This is a genomic window from Siphonobacter sp. SORGH_AS_1065 (assembly GCF_030818595.1).
Lineage (GTDB): Bacteria > Bacteroidota > Bacteroidia > Cytophagales > Spirosomataceae > Siphonobacter.
On sequence record NZ_JAUTAM010000004.1, the window covers coordinates 975,001 to 996,266 of the forward strand.

At 44.8% G+C, this 21,266-nt stretch carries 15 protein-coding genes (1 of these 15 running past the window's edge); 4 read left to right on the forward strand and 11 right to left on the reverse strand.

The features are described from left to right. The 5 genes from trpA to QE390_RS04770 all read right to left on the reverse strand — a co-directional run. Positions 1-331, reverse strand: partial view of a tryptophan synthase subunit alpha gene (gene trpA, locus QE390_RS04750; RefSeq protein ID WP_307141304.1) — the beginning only. It extends 449 nt beyond the left edge of the window; only the first 331 of its 780 coding nucleotides appear in the window; it begins with the start codon at positions 329-331; its stop codon lies beyond the left edge, outside the window. Between the two features lie 24 nt (positions 332-355). After that, complete coding sequence (trpB, locus tag QE390_RS04755; RefSeq protein ID WP_307141305.1) at positions 356-1,555, reverse strand: tryptophan synthase subunit beta; 1,200 nt, start codon at positions 1,553-1,555, stop codon at positions 356-358. Between the two features lie 432 nt (positions 1,556-1,987). Then, on the reverse strand, positions 1,988-2,635 hold the full coding sequence (locus QE390_RS04760) for a phosphoribosylanthranilate isomerase (protein WP_307141306.1): 648 nt from the start codon (positions 2,633-2,635) through the stop codon (positions 1,988-1,990). Positions 2,636-2,680: 45 nt separating this feature from the next. Then, positions 2,681-3,481, reverse strand: a complete 801-nt coding sequence (trpC, locus tag QE390_RS04765) for an indole-3-glycerol phosphate synthase TrpC (RefSeq protein WP_106637241.1) — start codon at positions 3,479-3,481, stop codon at positions 2,681-2,683. Between the two features lie 28 nt (positions 3,482-3,509). Beyond that, the gene (locus QE390_RS04770) at positions 3,510-4,226 is read right to left on the reverse strand and encodes an RluA family pseudouridine synthase (protein WP_106637240.1); all 717 of its coding nucleotides are present in this window, start codon (positions 4,224-4,226) and stop codon (positions 3,510-3,512) included. Between the two features lie 136 nt (positions 4,227-4,362). Here QE390_RS04770 and priA point away from each other — a divergent pair, with 136 nt between their 5' ends. From priA to QE390_RS04790, 4 genes are all read left to right on the forward strand, one after another. Then, on the forward strand, positions 4,363-6,858 hold the full coding sequence (priA, locus tag QE390_RS04775; protein WP_307141307.1) for a primosomal protein N': 2,496 nt from the start codon (positions 4,363-4,365) through the stop codon (positions 6,856-6,858). Positions 6,859-6,949: 91 nt separating this feature from the next. Then, entirely contained in the window at positions 6,950-8,473 is a 1,524-nt protein-coding gene (locus tag QE390_RS04780) for a M20/M25/M40 family metallo-hydrolase (protein WP_307141308.1), read from the forward strand. 71 nt (positions 8,474-8,544) lie between these two features. Beyond that, entirely contained in the window at positions 8,545-9,714 is a 1,170-nt protein-coding gene (locus QE390_RS04785; RefSeq protein WP_307141309.1) for a DUF1624 domain-containing protein, read from the forward strand. A gap of 77 nt (positions 9,715-9,791) precedes the next feature. Next, a complete protein-coding gene (locus QE390_RS04790) occupies positions 9,792-10,040 on the forward strand; it encodes a hypothetical protein (RefSeq protein ID WP_106637236.1) in 249 nt (82 codons plus the stop codon). Between the two features lie 127 nt (positions 10,041-10,167). On the opposite strand, the gene rpoC is transcribed toward QE390_RS04790, so the two are convergent. From rpoC to rplK, 6 genes are all read right to left on the reverse strand, one after another. Further along, positions 10,168-14,487 (reverse strand): DNA-directed RNA polymerase subunit beta', encoded by a 4,320-nt coding sequence (gene rpoC / locus QE390_RS04795; RefSeq protein WP_106637235.1) that lies wholly within the window; start codon positions 14,485-14,487, stop codon positions 10,168-10,170. Between the two features lie 194 nt (positions 14,488-14,681). Continuing rightward, positions 14,682-18,545: a DNA-directed RNA polymerase subunit beta gene (gene rpoB, locus QE390_RS04800; protein WP_106637233.1), complete on the reverse strand. Its 3,864-nt coding sequence runs from the start codon at positions 18,543-18,545 to the stop codon at positions 14,682-14,684. A gap of 399 nt (positions 18,546-18,944) precedes the next feature. Then, on the reverse strand, positions 18,945-19,328 hold the full coding sequence (gene rplL / locus QE390_RS04805) for a 50S ribosomal protein L7/L12 (protein ID WP_106637232.1): 384 nt from the start codon (positions 19,326-19,328) through the stop codon (positions 18,945-18,947). A gap of 107 nt (positions 19,329-19,435) precedes the next feature. After that, complete coding sequence (gene rplJ / locus QE390_RS04810) at positions 19,436-19,972, reverse strand: 50S ribosomal protein L10 (RefSeq protein WP_106637231.1); 537 nt, start codon at positions 19,970-19,972, stop codon at positions 19,436-19,438. 3 nt (positions 19,973-19,975) lie between these two features. Further along, on the reverse strand, positions 19,976-20,674 hold the full coding sequence (gene rplA, locus QE390_RS04815; RefSeq protein ID WP_106637230.1) for a 50S ribosomal protein L1: 699 nt from the start codon (positions 20,672-20,674) through the stop codon (positions 19,976-19,978). 71 nt (positions 20,675-20,745) lie between these two features. After that, positions 20,746-21,189, reverse strand: a complete 444-nt coding sequence (gene rplK, locus QE390_RS04820) for a 50S ribosomal protein L11 (protein ID WP_106637229.1) — start codon at positions 21,187-21,189, stop codon at positions 20,746-20,748. Between the last annotated feature and the right edge of the window lie 77 nt (positions 21,190-21,266).

Sequence of the window (21,266 nt, forward strand, 5' to 3'; positions counted from 1 at the left end):
AAAAGGCTTCAATGCCAAATTGAATGACGGGATTAATGTAACCCATCAATAATACAGGGACGGTGATTTCCTCACGCATGCCTTTGAGTTGTTCAAAAAGCATTTTCACACTCATCCCATTTTCCAAAGCCTGCTGATTCGAATCCTGAATGGTTTCGCCATCGGCTACGGGGTCAGAATAAGGCATACCGATTTCTACTAAATCGGCCCCAGCCTCCTGAAGACTTTTTAGGATGATACGCGTATCGGTTAATTGAGGAAAACCGGCTGTGAAGTATACATTAAGCAACTTCTGAGATTGTTGCTGAAAAAGCTGAGTAATCCGATTCATTGTTTCAATGCTGTTCATGAGGGCCTACAAGAATTTCATGTAAGTAGAAAGGTCTTTATCACCGCGACCAGAAAGATTAACCACTACTACATCATCAGGATTTAAGGTCAACGTCTTTAAAGCGGCTAAAGCATGAGCTGACTCTAAAGCAGGAATGATACCTTCGAGTTTAGCTAGTTGGAATCCGGCGGCTAACGATTCCTCATCCGTAACAGCTCTGAAAATGCCCCGACCACTCGTGGCCAGGTTGGCGTGCATAGGTCCGATACCAGGATAATCAAGTCCTGCCGAAATAGAGAAGGGCTCTACCACTTGTCCATCTTCCGTCTGCATAAGGATACTGCGGCTGCCATGTAACACCCCTGGTTTCCCTAAGAAGGTAGTAGCTGCTGATTGTCCGGAATTCACTCCTTTACCGGCCGCTTCTACAGCAACCAGTTTTACGGATTCTTCATTTAAGAAATGATAGAATGCTCCGGCTGCATTAGAACCTCCTCCTACGCAGGCAATCACGTAATCGGGTAATTCTGTTCCTGCTTTTTCTGCTAATTGGTTCCGCATTTCTTCGGAGATCACTGACTGGAAACGAGCTACCATATCAGGGTATGGGTGAGGTCCTACGACACTACCTATTATATAATGCGTATCGACGGGGTTGTTAATCCAGTGACGCATGGCTTCATTAGTTGCGTCTTTCAAGGTACGTGAACCACTGGTTGCTGCCCGGACTTCCGCTCCGAGCATTTTCATGCGGGCTACGTTGGGAGCCTGACGTTCGATGTCAATCTCACCCATATATACGATGCACTCGAGTCCCATCAGAGCACAAACGGTGGCCGTTGCTACTCCATGCTGGCCAGCTCCGGTTTCGGCTACAATTTTGTGTTTACCCAAACGCTTGGCCAAAAGAATCTGACCGATGGTATTATTTACCTTATGAGCTCCAGTATGACACAGGTCTTCTCTTTTGAGATAAATTTTCGCGTTAAAAGCCTCCGAAAGGCGTTCGGCGAAATACAGTGGCGTGGGGCGACCAACGTAATCCTTTAATAAGTGTTCAAAATCGGCCTGAAACGATGGATCGGCCATAATTTTCAGGTAGTTTTCCCGTAGTTCTTCAACATTGGGATATAACATTTCGGGAATAAAGGCTCCACCGTAGGGACCATAATACCCTTTTTCATTAACCTGATAAGGATTGTTAACCTGCTCTGCAATCTTCATAATCCTGATTTTTGACTAATAAAAAACCCGCTGTTCAGCTGAACAGCGGGCGTGTGATATAGAGGATTACTCCTTACGCAAAAGAAAGCTGTTCAACCGAGGATTCCCAGTTGCCACCACCATGCTTTTGCGAATGAGTTGTTCATTTTCGTTTCGAATTCAATTGTACGGCAAACTTAGAAAAGTTTTTGGTTTGATTGCCTATCGGATAGATAAATTTTATGAAGATTCGGAAATCCAGCAGGTTCTTCTCTTTTAATCGAAAATAGACCCTTATTGCTAGTAGCACATCCTTACTGTAACTCAGCACATGGATGCTATGGGCGAAAGTTCATTCTTTTTGAAATGGATGTTACTTACTGAATTTTCATTCCCATAAAAAAATAAGGGACCGAATCCGGTCCCTTATCATAAACACTTTTAAAGACATTCTCAGGCTTCAATTTCTTCCACCTTTAGCCGCTGAATAAATTCCCGCACGGCTTCAATGTTTTTTATTCCTGGTTGTTCTTCAAACTTACTATTGATATCTACAGCGTGCATGCGAAGACCCGTTTTTTCCTTCAGTTCCAGAATGGTTTCGGCATCTTCCAGGCAAATTCCTCCCGAAAGGAAGAAAGGCTTTTCATTATCGTATCTCTTCAACAAACTCCATTCGAAAGCTGTTCCGGTACCTCCATAAGCAGCAGCTTTGGTATCGAAAAGAAAGTAATCACAAACGGGTTTGTAATTGTTCAGTTGAGTAAAGTTAAACGTCTCATCTACCCGGAAAGCTTTGATGATGTTGATTCCCTTGAATTGTAAGCTGCGGCAAAAATCCGGCATTTCATCGCCGTGCAACTGCACGAAATCCAGTCCGTAGGTCTTTACCGTCTGAACGATCTGGTTGATGCTGGCATTCACAAAAACGCCGACCTTTTTTGTGTCTTTAGGTACACTTTTCACGACTTCCGCATCGAGTGTTTCTCCCATAAACCGAGGAGAATTTTCGTAAAAAATAAATCCTACGTAGTCGGGTTGTAACTCAAGTAAATCCTGAAGGTTTCCCTCCTCTTTCATTCCACAGACTTTAATTCGCATAGGTTTCTGGAGTTTAGGTACAACAAAGGGAAAAACACGGGGCACTTATAAAGTCACGTACTGTAAACCTCCCACAAAATCGGCCAGGGCCTCACCGGGTTGGGACGTTTTCATAAAATTTTCACCAATCAAAAAGCCGCGATACCCTGCGTTATGGAGTTGATGAATCGTTTCTGTACTACTTAACCCGCTTTCTGATACCTTAACAAACTCTTGAGGTATTTGTTCTACGAGCTTAAGCGAGGTTTCAATTGAAACATGAAATGTTTTCAGATCACGGTTATTCACCCCTACCATATTCAGGTAAGGATTCAGACTGCGTTCGAGTTCTTCCTGATCGTGAACTTCCAGTAATACTTCCAGACCAATGGACTGAGCAAACTGACCGAAACGTTTGATTTCTTCAGGAGATAAACAAGCAGCAATCAGCAGAATTACGTCAGCACCCCAAGCTTTGGCCTCCAGAATCTGATATTCATCAACAATAAATTCTTTCCGTAACAGCGGCGTTCCGGGGTTGGACTTACGAGCCAGTTGCAGATCGTCGGCATTCCCTCCGAAAAACTCTTCGTCCGTCAAAACCGATAGTCCAGCGGCTCCGGCTTCAGAGTAAGCGAAGGTAACTTCCTCTACCTTCACGCGGTCATTAATGATACCTTTGGAGGGAGACTTACGCTTGAATTCGGCAATAATACCGGAAGAATTTTCCTGACGTAATCGCTGGGATAAAGAGTTAGTGGCCCGTCCGAAACTAGGGAACAGTTCAAGTTCACGAGCCGTAATATTGGCTTTCGCCTGAGCTACTTCTTTATGTTTATGAAGAACAATCTTTTCGAGAATATTCATGATCTGGTTAGAATGCAGAGGGGAAAAATTATCCGTGGTGAATTGCTTCGTTTACTTCTTCGTCAAATTCTAAAAACTCTTCCCAGAACGAATTCTGCGGAACTGCCGCCTTACAAATCACGGCTTCGTTTTTGATGGGATGAATAAAGTATAAACGGCGGGCATGCAGGTTAATGCTTGCGTCGGGATTCGGACGGGGGTAACCGTATTTCAAATCACCGCGAATCGGACAGCCCATCGAGGCCAGTTGCACCCGAATCTGATGTGGACGGCCCGTTACGGGATTCACCTCCAGTAAAAAATGGTGATTCATTTCACCAATTAACTTGTAGGTTAACTCCGCCTTTTGCGAGCCGGGTCTTTCGTAATCGTAAGCCGTTACTACGTTGCGAGCCTCGTCTTTTACGAGCCAATGCGTTAATTTTCCGCTTTTCTGCTCGGGCTTTTTACCCACAACGGCCCAATACGTTTTCTGAATATCCCGGCGACGGAATAGTTCATTCATGCGTTCGAGGCCTTTGGAGGTCCGGGCAAATACAACCAGCCCGCTCACCGGGCGATCCAGACGGTGTACCGTTCCCAGAAAAACCGCTCCGGGTTTGTTATATTTTACGCTGATATATTCCTTAACGTAATCGGAAAGAGTTTTGTCGCCCGTCTGATCTCCCTGCACGAGTATCCCCGCTGCTTTGTTGACGATGATGAGGTGGTTGTCCTCGTAAACGACGTTAAATGGTTTTGCCATATGATGCACTTGTAAAAACCCAAAGTTACACATTCTCAGGCGTAAATAGAATCTCCCTTTGTCATTACGGGGCTTACTTTCGAATTAAAATCACGACTCAGACGTTCTGATTCTGCATTCATCTTAACTTGCCTGTATGAATCAGCTCGATTTTACGGAAGAGGTAACGCAGTTTGCCGACGTTATTCTGCCCATTCCGATTCCCCGCTTATATACCTATCGCGTGCCCCGGGAATTCACGGGACAGTTACAAATGGGTGCCCGCGTGATTGTTCAGTTTGGAAAAACTAAAATTGTTACGGCTCTTATTGCCCGCATTCATAACCAGCCGCCTAAACAGTATCAGGCCAAATACATTCTGGAAGTACTAGACGACACGCCACTGGTAACTCGCTGGCAATTAGAGTTATTTCAGTGGATTTCCGATTATTACATGTGCCATATCGGGGAAGTGATGAACGTGGCTCTTCCCTCGGGATTGAAGATTTCGAGTCAGTCGAAGGTACAGTATAATCCCGATTTTGAACACCCGGATTTACTCACGCCCCGCGAAAAGGAAATCATTGAAGAAATCAAAGCCAAGCAATCTTTGAGTTACGACGAGCTGGCCCGCTTTGCGGATGTTAAAAACGTGTATCACCTCATCAAGTCGCTCATCGGCAAACGGGCGGTTATCGTTTTTGAAGAAGTTCGTGAAAAATATACGCCCAAAGTTGTTCGTAAAGTTCGGTTAACTTCCTTTTTCGCCGATCCTGAAAACTTAAAAACCTTGATTGGGCAACTGGAGAAAACGCCCAAACAGTTAGATATTTTACTCGAATACCTCCGGCATGTGCCCGCCCTTCGCGATCCGGAAAAAAATACTGAGGGGTTACTTAAGTCTACGTTTTCAAAAAACGATGAGTTATCAGATTCTTCGCTGGATACCTTACTAAAAAAAGGAGTCTTCGAAAGTTTTGATATCGTCATCAGTCGTTTTGCTGAAGATACGGGCACGATTGCCACCATGCCTGTGCTGTCGGATTCCCAGCAGCGAGCGGTACAAGAAGTAACGCAATCGTTTCAGGAAAAAGATACCGTATTACTGCACGGCGTAACCGGAGCTGGTAAAACTGAAGTTTACATTCACCTGATCGAGCAAGCTTTAGAAAGCGGCTCGCAGGTTTTATACTTATTACCCGAAATTGCTTTAACAACCCAGATCGTCGTCCGTCTGAAAAAGATTTTTGGGGAACGGGTTGGGATTTACCACTCTAAATTCTCGGATAACGAACGCGTAGAAGTCTGGAAAGGTGTGCTTTCCGGGCGTTTTCAGTTTGTCATTGGCGTACGGTCGGCCATTTTTCTGCCCTTCGATAGTTTGGGGTTAATCATTGTCGATGAAGAGCACGAAGCTAGTTACAAGCAGTATGATCCCGCTCCACGTTACCATGCCCGGGATTCGGCCCTGGTAATTGCTAAAATGCAGGGAGCTAAGGTATTACTGGGTTCCGCTACGCCCAGTATTGAAAGTTATTACCATGCTACACAGGGTCGGTACGGGCTTGTGGAACTAAAAGAGCGATTTGGAAATGCTTCGTTGCCTTCCATTGAGCTTATTGATATTCGGCAGGCCCGAAAGAATAAAGCCATGAAGGGCGATTTTTCGAGTGAGTTATTATTTGAACTGGGTGGAAATCTGGAGCGAAACGAGCAGACCATTCTCTTTCAAAATCGCCGGGGTTACTCACCTTACCTGACTTGTGATGATTGTGGTTGGATTGCTAAGTGTGATAGTTGCGATGTGAGTTTGACGTATCACCAACGCGATGCCGAGCTTCGTTGTCATTACTGCGGCCATAAAGAGCGGCTACCCAAAACTTGCCCCGCCTGCGGAAGTACGAAAGTGCGAACGCAGGGATTTGGTACCGAAAAACTCGAAGAAGATTTACAGCTGCATTTTCCCGCCGCCCGCATTCAACGGATGGATCTGGATACGACCCGCTCGAAAACCGCTTTTCAGCAGATGATTTCTGATTTTGAAAAAGGCGAAACGGATATGCTTGTAGGAACACAGATGGTCTCCAAAGGCCTCGATTTTGACAAAGTAAGTCTGGTCGCCATTTTCGATGCCGACCGCATGATTAACTTTCCCGACTTCCGGGCAACCGAGCGTTCCTTTCAGTTATTAACGCAGGTTTCTGGCCGTTCGGGTCGACGCAGTGGTAAACAGGGTCGCGTATTAATTCAGACCAATAATACCCAGCATCCGCTGCTGGCCAAGATTATTACCAACGATTACGAGGGTTTTTATGCGGAGGAAATCGAGGAACGACAATCGTACGCCTATCCGCCTTTTTCAAGGGTTATTCGCTTAACAACCCGCCATATTGAGCAGCAGGTAGCGGAGGCAGCTTCTAAAAAACTGGCCACTCTACTGATGCAAAAATTGGGGAGTGATCGCGTGAAAGGACCGGAAACGCCCCTCGTCGAGCGAATTCGGAATCAGTTTCTTTTTGATGTGTTACTAAAGTTTGAGCGAAACCTCAATCTGAAAGCCATTAAAGAATTCATCAAAGAAACAATTGAGGAAGTAGTAACCCTTAAGGATTTTAAAGGCGTGAGTATCGTCATTGACGTGGACCCCGTATAATCATTCGACTTTTCTACCCTTTTCAAAAGGATATACTTGTAAAGACGAGTATATCCTTTTTTCTTTATAGGCTTTCCTAAACGTCTTGCCTATGAAAAAATGGTTTCTCTGCCTTTGGGCTCTATTTAGTATTCCCACACTTTTTGCCCAGACACCCGCTAAAGTGCGGGCGTATCGTCAGCAAAATGAGCAAGCTTTATTGCAGGAATACTTTAAGTTTTTATCCATTCCGAATATTCTGCTTGATACCACTAATGACGTTCGCAAGAATGCCTTTTTCATTCAGGATTTGATGAAGCGGATGAAAATTCCGGTACAATTATTAGAACTGGATGCGAAAACCCCGCCCGTAGTATTCGGTGAAGTGAAAACTCCTGGAGCTACGCAGACGCTTTTATTCTACGCTCATTACGATGGGCAGCCGACGAATCCATCAAAATGGGCCAAGGGAACAGCCCCATTCAAACCCGTATTAGCCACGAATTCCATTGAAAATGGCGGAAAGATTTTATCCGAAGCTGAAACGAGAGGTAAGCTTTCGCCGGAGTATCGCATCATCGCCCGTAGTGCAACCGATGATAAAGCTGGTGTTTTTGCCATTCTTTCGGCTTATGAAGCTTTATTGAAAAGTGGCATCAAGCCCACCTATAATCTCAAATTCTTCTTTGAAGGCGAGGAAGAAAACGGCTCGCAGCATTTAGGTGAATATTTAACCAAATACAAGAATCTGCTCGACGGCGATTGCTGGATTTTCTGCGATGGCCCTGTTCACCAGTCAGGTAACAAGATTATTGTTTTCGGTTGTCGGGGTGATATTAATGTTGAGATCGCTACTTACGGCCCGCGTCGCCCCCTGCACAGCGGCCACTACGGCAACTGGGCCCCTAACCCTGCCATGCGACTGGCAAAGTTACTTTCGTCGATGAAAGATGATTCTGGCCGAGTATTAATCAAGGGTTTTTATGATGATGTAACGCCTTTAAGCGAATCAGAAAAGAAAGCCATTGCGGCGATTCCTCCCGTTGAAAAGGAAGTTCAGAAAGAACTAGGCATTGGACAAACGGATGGAGCGGGTAAAACATTAGCTGAATTAATCAATGAACCATCCTTAAATATCAACGGCATCGTTAGTGCTGGCGTTGGGGCTCAGGCAGCAAACGTCATTCCTTCCACGGCTGTAGCTACGCTTGATTTGCGGGTGGTAGCGGGTAATGACCCTCATAAACAGGTACAAAAACTCATTAACCACGTGAAAGCTCAGGGATATTATGTAACGGATAAAGAACCCACGATGGAAGAGTTACTCAACTATCCACTCGTGGCCCGCGTAAAACCTCTGAAAGGATACCGGGCTCAGCGAACGCCGCTGGATTTACCCATTGCTCAGAAAGTAGTGAAAGCTGTACAAAGTACTACCAAAGATCCGATCGTAATCATGCCCTCTTTAGGGGGAAGCTTACCGCTGTATCTGTTCAGCGATATTCTTCAGCAAAAAGCTATTATTACCGTTCCCATTGCCAATTACGACAGTAACCAACACGGCGAAAACGAGAACATTCGTTTGCAAAACCTTTGGGACGGCATTGAGTCCATGGCTTCCATTATGACCATGTAAGTTCCTGGTAGGATTTAGCCTCATTACAGATAAAAACTTTGTATCTTGAGGCTAAATCTCCCCTCCTAACCATGTCGTTATCAATCTCTTACCGTTCCAGAGTCAGTAGCATAGACTGGCTCCGTGGCTTAATTATGATGATCATGGCTCTTGATCACTGCCGTGAATACCTACATGTAAATGCATTTTTCTCTAACCCACTGGACCTCGCATACCCTTCTTACTTATTATTTTTCACCCGCTGGGTTACTCATTTCTGTGCTCCCAACTTTGTATTTCTAGCGGGAATTTCAGCGTATCTATCTGGGCTAAAAAAAACGACTCGTCAACACCGATGGTTTCTATTCACCCGTGGCCTCTGGCTTATTTTTCTCGAATTAACCGTAATTACCTTCGGACTATGGTTTGATATTCATTTTTCTTTTATCACACTTCAGGTAATCTGGGCGATTGGTATAAGCCTTCTCCTTCTAAGTGCTTTACTTGGGCTACCGAGTTATGCTATTTTATTGCTTGGCGTGCTCATCATTGCAGGGCATAATTTACTAGACACTATCGCCCCCACTGAAGGTTCTTTACTTTGGATTAGCCATCAACCAGGATCGCTCCCTATCGGTTCAGGTCGTTTCTTGCTGAATCTTTATCCCTTTTTAGCATGGGCGGGAATTTTGTTAACAGGTTATGGAGTAGGAGCCTTATTTCGCCCTCAGGTTAGCTCTGCTGAGCGAAAGCAATGGTTGGCTTCTCTGGGTTTAGGAGCTCTGCTTCTTTTCGTAATTATTCGCTGGATTAATCACTATGGGGACCCCTCCCCCTGGCAATCGTACTCTTCTTTCGGTATTACCTTTCTTTCCTTCATTAATACATCTAAGTATCCCCCTTCCCTGCTTTATACCTTAATGACCCTTGGCCCCGCTTTACTGGCCTTATCTTTATTGGAAGGTCGTAATACAGGTTATTTTTCCTGGATTGAAGTATATGGGAAAGTGCCTTTGTTTTATTATGTGTTGCATTTCTACCTCATCCACGGACTTTCAGTACTACTGCACCTCTATCAAGGCATTTCCTGGGAAAATCTGAATTTTCAGAATGGCAGTGCTGGGGTTACTCCTCATGTTGGGCTTCCTATCTGGGGAGTTTATTTGGTTTGGCTTACGGTCTTAGCCTTTTTGTACCCTTTATGTAAAGCCTATGGAGCATTTAAAAAGCGGCAACGTCATCGCCTTTGGAGTTATTTATAAGCTCTGGATATAATTCCCCAATTTCAGGATTGGAATGACCTTTTTATTTTACAAAGCTCAACCAACGTGAAAAAGTCATGAGCAATCACACCTCTAATACAAAAGATCCGGGAACCCAGGGTGTCCCCATCAAAGATAGACCCGAAGGAACGGCTGAGCTGACTGAAGTAGAACGCACGGGTGAAATGCCAATCGTCGATACAGTTGCCGACGGAGAAAGTGATACCTCCGGTGAAGTAAAAGCTTCGACCCTCGAAAAACAAAAAGTGGACGCTCTGCTGGATGCAGAAGAAGCTCGCGAACGAGCCAAGCACACTAAAAAATAGTACATTTAACAAAGACTGATCTAAATTATTTTGGATGTTATTTATGTCAGTCTTTGTTGAATTACCAACAAAAAGCCCCGTTCAGCAATTGCCGAACGGGGCTTTTTTATTGTTTAAGAGAATTGACTTAAGCTAGCTCTTTCTTCTTACGAGAAGTAGATTTGCTTTCAGTGAATTTCTCTCCTTCTTCTGGATTGGTTACCAGCAGGTCCTGATAGCGACGAACGCCGGTACCTGCAGGAATCAGGTGCCCTACGATAACGTTTTCTTTCAGACCTTCCAGACGATCGGCTTTCGCACGAACGGCTGCTTCCGAAAGTACTTTCGTAGTTTCCTGGAACGAGGCTGCTGAGATAAACGATTCAGTACCCAGAGACGCTTGTGTAATACCCATCAACGTTGGACGAGATACCGCTGGCATGGCATCGCGAACGAGTACCAGAGCTTTATCCTGACGTTTCAGAGATGAGTTTTCATCGCGTAACTGACGAGCAGTGATGATCTGACCTAACTTAACGTTACTTGAATCACCCGCGTCGATAACTACTTTACGATCCAGGATCGCGTCGTTTTCAGTACGGAATGTCCACTTATCTACACCTTGATTTTCAAGGAAGTTCGTGTCGCCTGAGTCGATAATTTCCACTTTCTGCATCATCTGACGAACGATACATTCAATGTGTTTATCGTTGATTTTTACCCCTTGCAGACGGTATACTTCCTGAATTTCATTTACCAGGTATTCCTGAACGGCGGTTGGCCCTTTGATCGAAAGAATATCGGCTGGTGTAATGGCTCCATCGGATAACGGCAGACCCGCCTTGATGAAGTCATTGTTCTGAACCAGAATGTGTTTAGACGTTGGTACCAGGTATTTTTTCTCCGTTTCGTCTTTACCACGTACGAAGATTTCACGGTTACCACGTTTTACAGCACCCAGAGAAACCACACCGTCGATTTCAGAAACAACTGCAGGGTTCGATGGGTTACGAGCCTCAAACAATTCCGTTACCCGAGGCAGACCACCGGTAATATCCCGGGTCTTACCAACCGAACGAGGAATCTTAGCCAGGATGTGACCTGGTTTGATTTCAGCTCCTACTTCTACGCCCAGACGAGCACCTACAGGCATGTTATACCCACGAGAACCCTCTTCCGTATCGTTTTTAACCCAAATCGTTGGGTTTTTCGTACGGTCACGGCTTTCAACGATTACCTTCTCTTTAAATCCGGTAGTTTCGTCAAATTCCTCTTTGAAGGTTAATCCGTCTTCAATGGCTTCATAATCAACTTTACCGCTGATTTCGCTCAAGATCACGGCGTTATAAGGATCCCAGGCACAAAGTTCCTGGCCTTTAGTTACCGTTTCTCCGTCTTTCACGCTCAGGTAAGCACCATAAGGTACGTTCGTTGAGATCAGAACCTGACCAGCATACGTAGTTCCGGGAGCTCCAACAACTTGAAGTTCACCTGAACGACCCATTACTACCAGGGTGTCTTCACCCGTTGGACGTTGCGTTTCCAGCGTACGTAATTCCTCGAAACGAACGATACCGTCAAACTTCGCCCGGATACTTGCATCCAGAGCAATGTTTTGAGCAGTACCCCCTACGTGGAATGTACGAAGAGTCAGCTGCGTACCAGGCTCACCAATGGATTGTGAGGCAATTACCCCTACTGCTTCACCAATGTTCACCATACGACCCGTTGCCAGGTTACGTCCATAACATTTGGCACAAACTCCATTACGAGTTTCGCAGGTTAATACCGAACGAATTTCAACACTTTCAATGCTGGTTTCGTCAATCTGCTTGGCTTTATCTTCATCGATAACATCACCCGCTTTTACGATTGTTGTTCCTGAAAGAGGATCAACTACGTCGTAGGTAGTTACCCGACCCAGAATACGTTCTGACAGCGGTTCAACCACGTCATCGTTTTCTTTCAGAGCCGAAATGGTAATACCACGCAGCGTTTGGCAATCTTCTTCATTGATAACCACATCCTGGGCTACGTCATGGAGACGACGAGTCAGGTAACCAGCATCCGCCGTTTTCAAGGCAGTATCGGCCAGACCTTTACGAGCACCGTGCGTAGAGATGAAGTACTCCAATACATCCAGACCTTCTTTGAAGTTCGAACGGATCGGGTTCTCAATGATTTCCCCAACCGAACCTTGTAAGTTCTTCTGAGGTTTGGCCATCAGACCCCGCATACCACCCAACTGACGAATCTGCTCGCGAGAACCACGGGCTCCCGAGTGCATCATCATGTAGATCGAGTTAAATCCACCCTGATCTGTTTCCAGTTGTTTCATCAGTGTATCTGTGATTTTCGAGTTAACCCGAGTCCAGATATCAATGATTTGGTTATAACGTTCGTTGTCTGTAATCAGACCCATATAGTAGTTATCCCAAACGCCCTTCACTTCACCTTCTGCTCCAACGAGTAACTCGTCTTTTACTTCAGGGATTTTAATATCGTTCAGACCGATAGATAAACCACCTTTGAATGCCATCCGGAAACCTAATTCCTTGATATCATCGAGGAACTGAGCAGTCCGGGCAACACCCGCGATTTTGAATACGTGAGAAATGATTTGCTGAAGTTTTTTCTTCGTCAGCAGTTCATTCAGGTAACCTACTTCTTCAGGAACTGCCTGGTTGAAGAGTACACGACCCGCTACGGTTTCAATGATTTTGGTCTCGAATGTACCATCTTCATTACGAACCCGTACTTTACACTTGATATTGGCGTGTTTCGAAATACGACCTTCGTTTACGGCAATAATCACTTCTTCTGCACCGTAGAATGTCATACCTTCTCCGGCGATCGGGTATTCTTCCGTGTGCACACGGCCTTTCGTTACGTAGTACAGACCAAGAACCATGTCTTGAGAAGGTACCGTAACGGGAGCACCGTTGGCAGGGTTCAGAATGTTGTGCGAAGCCAACATTAACAGAGAGGCTTCCAGAACGGCTTCATGTCCCAGGGGAACGTGAACGGCCATCTGGTCACCGTCAAAGTCAGCGTTGAATGCCGTACAAACCAGTGGGTGCAACTGAATTGCTTTACCTTCAATCAGCTTGGGCTGGAAAGCCTGAATACCTAAACGGTGCAGCGTTGGAGCCCGGTTAAGCAATACAGGGTGACCCTTCAGTACGTTTTCCAGAATGTCCCAAACAACGGGATCTTTCCGGTCAACGATTTTCTTAGCTGATTTTACGGTCTTAACGATACCACGTTCGATCAGTTTCCGAATAATAAACGGCTTGAATAACTCGGCAGCCATATCTTTAGGCAGACCGCATTCGTGCAGTTTCAATTCAGGACCAACGACGATTACCGAACGACCTGAATAATCCACCCGCTTACCTAATAAGTTCTGACGGAAACGTCCCTGCTTTCCTTTCAGCATGTCTGAAAGTGATTTCAGGGCACGGTTACCTTCTGAACGAACGGCGTTTACTTTCCGTGAGTTATCGAAGAGCGAATCTACTGCTTCCTGTAACATCCGTTTTTCGTTACGGAGGATTACTTCGGGAGCTTTGATTTCGATCAGACGCTTCAGACGGTTGTTACGGATGATTACACGACGGTATAAATCGTTCAAATCAGACGTAGCAAAACGACCCCCATCCAGAGGGACAAGCGGACGTAATTCGGGTGGAATAACAGGAACCATACGGATCACCATCCACTCAGGACGGTTTTCAATACGAGTCTTGGCATCACGAAGGGCTTCTACTACCTTCAGACGTTTCAGAGCTTCCTGTTTCCGTTGTTGTGACGTATCATTAGCAGCGGCGTGACGCAGTTCATACGAAAGCTCATCCAACTGAATGCGTGACAACAACATTTCCAAAGCTTCCGCACCCATCTTCGCAATAAACTTATTGGAATCAGTGTCTGGCAGCAATTGGTTTTCACGGGGCAGCTTGTCGATGATATCCAGATATTCGTCTTCCGTTAAGAAGTCCAGCATCTGCACACCGTCTTCGGCTTTAGCACCGGGTTGAACGACTACGTACCGTTCGTAATAGATAATTTGATCAAGCTTCTTGGAAGAAATTCCGAGCAGATAACCAATTTTGTTAGGTAAGCTACGGAAGTACCAGATGTGAGCTACAGGAACCACCAGTTCGATGTGTCCCATCCGCTCACGACGTACTTTCTTCTCGGTAACTTCAACGCCGCAACGATCACAGATAATGCCTTTATAGCGAATCCGCTTGTATTTGCCACAGTGACATTCCCAGTCTTTAACCGGGCCGAAGATCCGCTCGCAGAACAAACCACCCATTTCGGGTTTGTAAGTCCGATAGTTGATCGTCTCGGGCTGGGTCACTTCACCGAACGAGTTCTCAAGAATCGACTCGGGAGACGCCAAACTAATAGTGATCTTCGAGAAGTCACTATTTAGTTTTTTGTTTTTCTTTAATGACATTTTCAAATATGGTTTTGAATGAAAATGATGCTTTCTCAGGCTTTTCCGATGTCAAATCAGAAAGGTAAATAGAACTAATCTACCTGTACATTATTTCAACCGTCTGATCTAGTGATTAACAAGACCACTAGTTGGTATTTAATTAAAATTAGCCAGAGTAAGTTTTTCTCACTCTGACTAATTTCTCAGACTTATTAATCCAGCGTGATTTCTAACGCCAGACCACGCAATTCGTGAATCAATACGTTGAAGGATTCAGGAATGTTTGGTTTAGGCAGGTTTTCACCTTTCACGATGGCTTCGTACGCTTTCGCACGGCCCTGCACGTCATCTGACTTCACCGTCAGAATCTCTTGCAGAATGTGAGAAGCACCGAAGGCCTCGAGTGCCCAAACTTCCATCTCTCCAAAACGCTGACCCCCAAACTGAGCCTTACCACCCAGCGGTTGCTGCGTAATAAGTGAGTATGGTCCGATAGAACGGGCGTGCATTTTGTCATCAACCAAGTGACCCAGTTTCAGCATGTACATGATACCTACCGTTACGGGTTGATCAAAACGATCTCCTGATAAACCATCATAGAGGAACGTACGACCGAACGAGGGCAGACCTGCTGCGTCCAATTCTCTCACTACTTCTTCTTCAGTAGCTCCGTCAAAGATTGGCGTTGCGTATTTTTTACCCAGTTTCAGACCAGCCCAGGCTAATACGGTCTCGTAAATCTGACCGATGTTCATCCGGGAAGGTACCCCTAGAGGGTTCAATACGATGTTAACCGGCGTACCGTCTTCGAGGAATGGCATATCTTCTTCACGAACAATCCGGGCTACTACCCCTTTGTTACCGTGACGACCTGCCATTTTATCCCCTACTTTCAGTTTACGTTTCTTAGCGATGTAAACTTTAGCTAATTGTACGATACCTGCGGGTAACTCATCCCCTACTTCCAAAGCAAAACGCTCACGCTTGAAGTGACCGGCTACTTCACTACGATTAACGATGTAGTTTTTAACCAGTGTTACAATGAGTTCGTTAATATGCTGATCATCCGTCCAGTTATTTAAATCCAGATCGGTCAGCAGGTTTACTTCTTCAGGAACGGCGTAATTACTTTCATCTCTGTAAGGGTTCTTTTCAGGGAATAAGTAATTTTCAATATTCGCACGGGTAAAACGAGTCGTTTTCGGCATTACTTCATCACCGAACTTGTGTTTTACACCTTGTGAAGTTTTACCTTCCAGCAACTGAGCCAGCTTGTCGATCATGGTATCCTTGATCTTATTCAAGTCACGGCTGTATTGCTTCATCAGTACTTTGAGATCTGCTTTCGCTTTCTCACGTACTTCTTTCTCCTTGCTTGGACGCTTAAAGAGTTTGGTATCGATTACCACACCTTTGAGCGATGGGGGTGCTTTTTTGGAAGCATCCTTCACGTCACCGGCTTTGTCACCGAAGATGGCACGAAGCAGTTTTTCTTCAGGAGTAGGATCGGTTTCTCCTTTAGGAGTGATCTTACCAATCAAAATGTCTCCTTCTTTTACCTCAGAACCAATCCGGATGATACCGGTTTCGTCCAGGTTTTTAACCATATCCTCAGATACGTTCGGGATTTCAGAAGTTAATTCTTCTTCACCACGCTTGGTATCACGCACTTCAAGGTCGAATTCTTCAATGTGAATCGAAGTAAATACGTCGTCACGAACGATTTTCTCCGAAATCACAATCGCATCCTCAAAGTTGTATCCTTGCCAGGGCATGAATGCTACCAGCAGGTTACGACCCAGGGCTAATTCACCCTGCTGAGTTGCATAACCTTCCGTCAGGATTTGGCCTTTTACTACCCGCTCGCCTTTGAATACAATCGGCTTCAGGTTAATACAAGTATCCTGGTTGGTACGACGGAATTTAACCAGATTATACGTACGTACTTCGCTATCGAAGCTTACGAGTTTTTCTTCATCCGTTAGATCGTAACGAACCACGATTTTGGTGGCATCTACTGATTCGATGACACCGTCACCTTCAGCAGCAACCATCGCACGTGAATCTTCCGCTACGCGAGCTTCCAGACCCGTTCCTACGATTGGAGCTTCAGGACGTAACAGAGGTACGGCCTGACGTTGCATGTTAGAACCCATCAGGGCCCGGTTCGCATCATCGTGCTCCAGGAAGGGAATCAACGAAGCTGCTACCGAAACAATCTGGTTTGAAGCAACGTCCATCAACTGCGTTTCGCTAGGCGATGCCATTGGGAAGTCACCTTCAAATCGAGTTTTGATCCGATCTACTTCGAAATTTCCATTCTCATCAACAGCCGCATTTGCCTGGGCAATGTACTGGCCATCTTCTTCTTCAGCCGTCAGGAAACGTAAATCGTCCGTTACTTTACCATCTTTAATAATCCGGTAAGGCGTTTCGATAAAGCCCATTGAGTTGATTTTCGCGTGTACACACAGCGAAGAAATCAGACCAATGTTTGGACCTTCAGGTGTTTCAATCGTACACAGACGACCGTAGTGCGTATAGTGAACGTCACGAACCTCGAAACCAGCACGCTCGCGAGACAGACCACCAGGCCCCAGAGCTGACATACGACGCTTGTGCGTGATTTCAGCCAGCGGGTTAGTCTGGTCCATGAATTGAGAAAGCTGGTTAGTTCCGAAGAACGAGTTAATAACCGAAGACAACGTACGAGCGTTGATCAAATCAACGGGCTTGAAATCTTCGTTATCACGCACGTTCATCCGCTCTTTGATGGTACGAGCCATCCGAGACAGACCTACACCGAACTGAGCATATAACTGCTCACCTACTGTACGAACGCGACGGTTTGACAAGTGGTCAATATCATCGACTACTGCCTTCGAGTTGATCAGTCCGATCAGATATTTCACGATAGAAACGATATCCTGAGTAGTCAGAACTTTCGTATCCATTGAAATATCTAATTGAAGTTTCTTGTTAATCCGGTAACGACCTACATCACCTAAATCGTAACGTTTGTCAGAGAAGAACAAGCTTTGAATAATATCACGGGCCGTCTGTTCATCAGGAGCTTCCGTGTTCCGTAACTGGCGATAAATCTGCTCTACGGCTTCTTTCTCGGAGTTAGCGGAATCTTTCTGTAAAGTGTTGTAGATGATGTTATAATCGGCGATGTTCATATCTTCCTTGTGCAGGATGATTGATTTAACGCCGCTTTGTAAGATCATATCAACGTCTTCAGCCGAAACAACAGAATCCCGTTCCATCAGGATTTCGTTCCGGTCGATAGACATTACTTCACCCGTATCTTCATCTACGAAGTCTTCCTGCCAGGTACGCAGTACACGAGCAGCCAGCTTACGACCTAACGCCCGTTTCAGAGCAGCAGGAGTAGCTTGTAATTCTTCAGAAAGACCGAAGAGATCAAGGATTTCTTTATCAGAACCAAAACCAATCGCCCGTAACAACGTCGTAACCGGGAATTTCTTCTTCCGGTCAATGTAGGCGTACATTACGTTATTAATATCCGTCGAAAATTCAATCCATGAACCTTTGAACGGAATGATACGAGCAGAGTACAGTTTTGAACCGTTTGTGTGCTTACTCATAGAGAAGAACACACCAGGAGAACGGTGCAACTGAGACACGATTACGCGTTCTGCTCCGTTGATCACGAAGGAACCGCGTTCGGTCATATAAGGAATGTTACCTAAGAAAACTTCCTGCTCAATAGTTTCGAAGTCTTCATTATCAGGATCTTCACTACGCAGACGCAATTTCGCTTTTAAGGGCAACGCATACGTTAATCCACGGTCGATACTCTCATCTACAGAGTATTTAGGAGGATCAATAGAGAAGTCAACGAACTCAAGAATATAATTTTCTCGAGAGTCAGAAATAGGAAAGTTTTCAGCAAAAACTTTGAAAAGGCCTTCATTTTTCCGGCGGTCAGATGGCGTATCTAACTGGAAAAACTCTTTAAAGGACTTTACTTGCAAATCCAGGAAGTCAGGGTAATCAATGACTGCACGGATTCGGGCAAAGTTGTGTCTGGAAGTTCGGTTTGTTGCCAAGGCACTACGGTTTTTAAAGTCCGAATTTGACTATTTGAAAATCGATCAGGCTTTTTGCCTAAATCTCAAATTAGTACCTCGTAGTTGACAGCATTAATTCCCTTGCGACTCCCCTACGAGTGGAATCGTGTGTCGGAATTAATACTCAGGGGTAAGAACTAGTAGGATGAAGATTCATCCTTTGGGATCATGTACTCAAAGCCTTTAGGCCCAAGTCTATAATCAACAAATGAATAGCGATCTAAGTTTCAAGGTGAAAGCAACTAATCTTTAATCAATTAATAATCAGATTATTAAGATCAAAAATAAGTCTATCAAAACCAAGACCTTTTAACGCAGGAAAGACCCAGCCAAAAGACTGGGTCCTAACCATGAGATTAAATCTCTGTGCAATAGAAATTATTTGATTTCTACTTCAGCACCAGCTTCTTCAAGAGCTTTCTTCAGTGCTTCAGCTTCATCTTTCGTTACACCTTCTTTAACGGCTTTAGGAGCACCGTCAACCAGTTCTTTCGCTTCTTTCAGGCCAAGACCAGAAAGATCTTTAACAACTTTCACTACTTGAAGTTTACCAGCACCAGCTGACTTCAAGATTACGTCGAAAGAAGTTTTTTCTTCAGCAGCAGGAGCAGCATCTCCACCACCTACACCACCAGCTACCATTACGGGAGCAGCAGCAGCAGGTTCGATACCATACTCATCCTTCAGGATTTGTGCAAGTTCATTAACTTCTTTAACCGTCAGGTTTACAAGCTGCTCAGCGAATGCCTTTAAATCTGCCATTGTATTATGATTTTAATTTTTTCGAAATGAGTTAAAAACAGAGTGATATATATTCAGGCTTGGAAGCCACTTCAATGTCAATAAGCTTCAACAGCTTATTGAGGGGATTACTCAGGACGCTCAGAAAGCGTTTTGAGGATACCAGCCAGTTTGTTGCCACCACCTTGCAGACCGCTGATAACGTTCTTGGCAGGAGATTGTAACAGACCAACGATTTCGCCAACGAGTTCTTGTTTCGATTTCAGAGAAACCAGGGTATCTAATTGATCTTCACCAGCGAATACACTGTAATCAACAGAAGCACCTTTAAACTTCAGCTTGTTAGCTTTACCTGATTCCTTGATGAAATCTTTAATCAATTTCGCAGGAACCTTACCTGACTCTGTGTGGAACATGATACCACTGAATCCTTTCAATACTCCCTCATTGAATGAAGAGTAATCTGTATCCAGTTGCTCAAGAGCCTTAGCAATCAGTGTATTTTTTACTACCCGATACTCAACACCAGCTTGGAAACATTTGCGGCGAAGATCGTTTGTCTGAGCTACAGACATACCAGCGGCATCGGTGATATAGAAGTAAGGAGTGGTCTTGAACTTTTCAGCCAGCTCCTCAATGATTAAGCCTTTTTCTTCTCTCGTCATGACTTACAGACCGTTTACAGTGTTTTTATCAATTTGTACACTCGGGCTCATGGTACTAGACAGGAAGATGCTCTTCACATATGTACCTTTTGCCGAAGAAGGCTTCAACTTCACCAGAGTATTGATTACTTCCAGAGCGTTTTCTGCCAGCTTATCGGAATCAAAAGAGACCTTACCAATGGAGGTATGAATGATACCCGTTTTATCAACTTTGAAGTCAATTTTACCCGCTTTAACTTCGCGAACGGCATTGCCAACTTCCAAAGTCACTGTACCAGATTTAGGGTTAGGCATTAAACCACGGGGACCCAGGATTTTACCCAGACGACCGATTTTTGCCATTACCGTAGGCATGGTAATAATTACATCGATATCAGTCCATCCACCCATGATCTTTTCGATATACTCGTCCAGACCTACGTGATCAGCTCCAGCGGCTTTCGCCTCTTCCACTTTATCAGGAGTACATAATACTAATACGCGAACATCTTTACCAGTTCCGTGAGGCAGTGCAACTACACCACGAACCATTTGATCCGCTTTACGAGGATCTACACCTAAACGAACGTCGATATCAATCGAAGCGTCGAATTTAGTGTAAGAAATCTCTTTCAAAATCGATGCAGCTTTTGCCAGTTCGTACGCCTGAGTCTGATCGAATTTCGAGCGAGCTTCTTTTTGTTTTTTAGTTAATTTAGCCATGAGAATGGTTATTTTGGGGTGATATCGAATGTGCTTCGGTACGCTGAAGGTTATTCTCCCCCGTTAGGAAATTATTCTTGCCAGGGAGCAGTACCAGATACCGTGATACCCATACTGCGAGCTGTACCAGCAACCATCTTCATTGCTGCTTCGATTGTAAAGCAGTTCAAATCAGGCATTTTGGTTTCAGCAATAGTTTTAACCTGATCCCAGCTAACTGAACCTACTTTCTTCAGGTTAGGCTGAGCAGAACCCAACTTAATTTTAGAAGCTTCCAGTAATAAGTTAGCAGCGGGAGGAGTTTTGATTACGAAATCAAACGATTTGTCTGAGTAGTACGTAATCAGTACAGGCAATACCTGACCCATTTTGTCTTGGGTACGAGCATTGAACTGCTTGCAGAATTCCATGATGTTCAGACCCTTGGAACCCAGTGCCGGACCGATTGGGGGCGAAGGGTTTGCCTGACCACCTTTAACCTGCAACTTTACATATCCGGTGATTTGCTTAGCCATTGTATAATAATATTTGAGGCTCTAAGGCCCACGTTACATTTATCGAAAGAAGCATTAACGAAGGGGCAATTCCTTGG

Bases quoted from the DNA above. Each gene is read 5' to 3' on its own strand.
- trpB (WP_307141305.1), bottom strand. From the start codon at position 1,555: ATGAAGATTGCAGAGCAGGTTAACAATCCTTATCAGGTTAATGAAAAA.
- QE390_RS04760 (WP_307141306.1), bottom strand. From the start codon at position 2,635: ATGCGAATTAAAGTCTGTGGAATGAAAGAGGAGGGAAACCTTCAGGAT.
- trpC (WP_106637241.1), bottom strand. From the start codon at position 3,481: ATGAATATTCTCGAAAAGATTGTTCTTCATAAACATAAAGAAGTAGCT.
- QE390_RS04770 (WP_106637240.1), bottom strand. From the start codon at position 4,226: ATGGCAAAACCATTTAACGTCGTTTACGAGGACAACCACCTCATCATC.
- priA (WP_307141307.1), top strand. From the start codon at position 4,363: ATGAATCAGCTCGATTTTACGGAAGAGGTAACGCAGTTTGCCGACGTT.
- QE390_RS04780 (WP_307141308.1), top strand. From the start codon at position 6,950: ATGAAAAAATGGTTTCTCTGCCTTTGGGCTCTATTTAGTATTCCCACA.
- QE390_RS04785 (WP_307141309.1), top strand. From the start codon at position 8,545: ATGTCGTTATCAATCTCTTACCGTTCCAGAGTCAGTAGCATAGACTGG.
- QE390_RS04790 (WP_106637236.1), top strand. From the start codon at position 9,792: ATGAGCAATCACACCTCTAATACAAAAGATCCGGGAACCCAGGGTGTC.
- rpoC (WP_106637235.1), bottom strand. From the start codon at position 14,487: ATGTCATTAAAGAAAAACAAAAAACTAAATAGTGACTTCTCGAAGATC.
- rplL (WP_106637232.1), bottom strand. From the start codon at position 19,328: ATGGCAGATTTAAAGGCATTCGCTGAGCAGCTTGTAAACCTGACGGTT.
- rplJ (WP_106637231.1), bottom strand. From the start codon at position 19,972: ATGACGAGAGAAGAAAAAGGCTTAATCATTGAGGAGCTGGCTGAAAAG.
- rplA (WP_106637230.1), bottom strand. From the start codon at position 20,674: ATGGCTAAATTAACTAAAAAACAAAAAGAAGCTCGCTCGAAATTCGAT.
- rplK (WP_106637229.1), bottom strand. From the start codon at position 21,189: ATGGCTAAGCAAATCACCGGATATGTAAAGTTGCAGGTTAAAGGTGGT.